Origin of the sequence: Allobosea sp. CER48, from assembly GCF_044752385.1 — a bacterium.
Classification (GTDB): Bacteria; Pseudomonadota; Alphaproteobacteria; order Rhizobiales; family Beijerinckiaceae; genus Allobosea.
In genome coordinates, this window is the sequence record NZ_JBIWYK010000399.1 from 1 (window position 1) to 2920 (window position 2920).

General features: G+C 69.8%; 2 protein-coding genes. Both read right to left on the reverse strand.

Annotated features, from left to right (window positions below; all coding sequences use genetic code 11):
* Positions 1–25 precede the first annotated feature (25 nt).
* The gene (locus ACIPIA_RS13495; RefSeq protein ID WP_400510289.1) at positions 26–2116 is read right to left on the reverse strand and encodes a hypothetical protein; all 2091 of its coding nucleotides are present in this window, start codon (positions 2114–2116) and stop codon (positions 26–28) included.
* Between the two features lie 2 nt (positions 2117–2118).
* Positions 2119–2920 (reverse strand): DUF4159 domain-containing protein (locus ACIPIA_RS13500; RefSeq protein ID WP_400510288.1); only part of this gene is annotated, 802 nt, incomplete at its 5' end.

Below are 2920 nucleotides of genomic sequence, written 5' to 3' on the forward strand. Positions count from 1 at the left end.
CCTCGCGAGTGCAGGCTGCGGCAGGTTACGCCTGACGCTTGAAGCGACGCCCGCTTTCGCCGAGCCAGCCGGCGACGAGCGCGCCGAAGAGGATCGCGAGGCCGAGGAACCCGACGAAGAGCGGCGAGATCTGCACGCCGCGCACTATGCCGGAATCGCTGATCCTGAGTCCGATCCAGTCATTGCCGGCGAACTGGCTGCCCGAGCGCACCGGCACGATGCGCGGCAGGTTGACGCCGGAGCCGTTCTCCTGGCCGATCCGACGTGAGGAGCCGCCCGTCGCCTGTGCGAGATTCTGCAGCGCCGCGGGGTCGCTGACGACTTCCATCAGCTCGCGCGGATTCTCGGGGCCGACGCTGGCGAAGGCCGTGAGGTTGTCGGCGGTCAGGCGGTAAAGGCCCTGATCGCTTGCCGGGATGCGCGCTGTGAACAGCCCGGGGCGCCCGGCTTCGAAGGGGACCGATCGCGATTGTCCGTCGGGCCCGGTGATGGTGACGGGCGCGGGATTGTCGCTCAGCGTCTGGCGTTCGACCTCGATGGTGCCGCCGCGGGCGGTCGCGCGCAGCGCCTCCTCCTCGAGCTCCGGTTCCTTCATCAACCAGTGGCTCAGGCGGCGCAGCAGGTCGAGATAGGGGCCGCCGTCACGGAAGCCGCGGGCCCACAGCCAGGCGTGATCCGACAGGAAGAGTGCGACGCGGCCCTTCTGCTCGCGGGCGAGCATCAGGAGGGGGCGTTCGTCGGGGCCGGTCATGACGGGAGCAGCCCCGCTGCGGGCCTGGGCGCCGACCATGCGCAGCCATTCGCCCCAGCGCGGCGGCGAGACTTCCGAGCCCGGCAGGTCGCGGGTGACAGGGTGGCGCTTGCCGGGCTCGCTGACCTGGGCTCGGTAGGCCTCGTCGATCACGCTGCCATCCGGCACTGCCGGCAGGATCTGGCCGAGCGGTGTCCGCGCGAGCGTCTGCGAACCCGCATATTCGGGGCCGGCAGCGACGAGCAGCGCGCCGCCGTCGCGGACATAGCGGACGATGTTCTCGAAATAGAGCAGCGGCAGGATCGACTGGTTGGCGTAGCGGTCGAAGATGATCAGGTCGAATTCCTTGATCTTGACCTGGAACAGCTCGCGCGTCGGAAAGGCGATCAGCGAGAGCTCGTTGATCGGCGTGCCATCCTGCTTTTCCGGCGGGCGCAGGATGGTGAAGTGGACGAGATCGACATTGGCATCGGCCTTGAGCAGATTGCGCCAGGTGCGCTCGCCCGGATGCGGCTCGCCCGAGACCAGCAGGACGCGCAGCTTGTCCCTGACCCCTTCGATGGTGATCACCGCGCGGTTGTTGGCGAGCGTCAGTTCGTTGTCCAGCGGCGCCGCCTCGATCTCGACGACGTTCGGCCCGCCGCGATCGATGCGGATCGGTACCTGCACGATCTGGCCGGTGGCGACATCGCGGCGTGCGATGATCTCGCCATCGCGGCGGATGGTGAGGCCGGCCCGGCTTGATCCGTTCTTGTCCAGGACGCGCAGGCGAATGACCTGATCCTTGCCGACGATACCGAAGCGCGGCGAGTCGACCAGCATGATGCGACGGTCGATTTCGGCGTTGCGGCCGGTGGTGAGAACATGGAGCGGCGCACGCAGGCCGAGTGCCTCGGCGTTGGGCGGCGTGTCATGGGCGAGGCCGTCGGTGATGGCGATGGCGCCGGCGACGCGCTCGGACGGGACGTCGGCAAGGCTCGACGCCAGCGCCTCGAACAGGCGCGTGCCGTCACTCGATCCCTGCGCATCGCGCAGCTCGACGATCCGCGGCTCGACATTGGGGATGCCGCGCAATTGCCGTTCGACCTCGGCCACCGCGGCATCGGTCTGGGCGGAACGGTCCGCGAGGCGGTTCGAGGCCGAACGGTCGACGACCACGGGAACGACGTCCTTCACCGGTTCGCGCTCCTCGAACACGAGCGAGGGATCGGCGAGGGCAAGGGCGAGCGTGGTGAGCGCGAGCGCGCGCAGGATGGCGCTGCGTCCGGCCAGAACGAGAGCGGCGCCGGCGGCCAGCGCCGCCAGAACGGCAAGGCCGATCAGCAGCGGCAGGGGCACGAGCGGGGCAAGGGAAATGCTCCACATCGTCATTGGCCCAGGCGCTCGAGCAGGGCCGGGACATGGACCTGATCGGCCTTGTAGTTCCCGGTCAGCGCATACATCACCAGGTTGATGCCGCCGCGCAGTGCCATTTCGCGCTGCCGTGGATCGGCGCCGGAAAGCGGCACCAGTCCTTCCCCGCGCTTGTCGATGGCCCAGGCCGCAGCGAGGTCGTTGGCGGTGATGATGATGGGGGAGACGTTGTCGCCGGCACGCGCCGGCCGCCGGCCGTCGCTGTCCGCGGGCGGCAATGTCTCGACCCAGGTCGTGCCGCTGTCATAGCGGCCGACGAGCTCGTCGAGGATATAGAAGGTCTTGGTCAGCACGTGGTCGCGGGGCAAGGGCTCGAGCTCCGGGATGTCGAGCGTCTGCAGCATGCGCCGGAGCTGGTCGCCCTCCGGCGTCGTGCCGCCGCCGGGCCGGGCGCTCATCGCGTCGCGCGTGTCGAAGATCACCAGCCCGCCGCCTTTCATGTAGGCCTCGAGCTTGCGCAGCGTCTCGGCCGTGGGGATCGGCCGGCCGGCGACCACCGGCCAGTAGAGCACCGGAAAGAACGCGAGCTCGTCGCGCTCGACGGTGACGCCGACCGGCTCGCCGGGCTCCAATGCCGTCCGCGCGCCGAGGACGGTGTTGAGCCCGGTCAGTCCGGCCTTCGACATGTCGTCGACGGCCTTGTCGCCGGTCACGACATACGCGAGGCGGGTCACCGCGCCATTGGCGAGCAGCGCGCGGGGAATCGGCGGGCGAGCCTCGGCCGGCGGGTTGGGCGCTGGTTGCGCGCGCGCCGGG

Coding starts and splice junctions, on each gene's coding strand:
- ACIPIA_RS13495 (WP_400510289.1), bottom strand. CDS start 2,116: ATGTGGAGCATTTCCCTTGCCCCGCTCGTGCCCCTGCCGCTGCTGATC.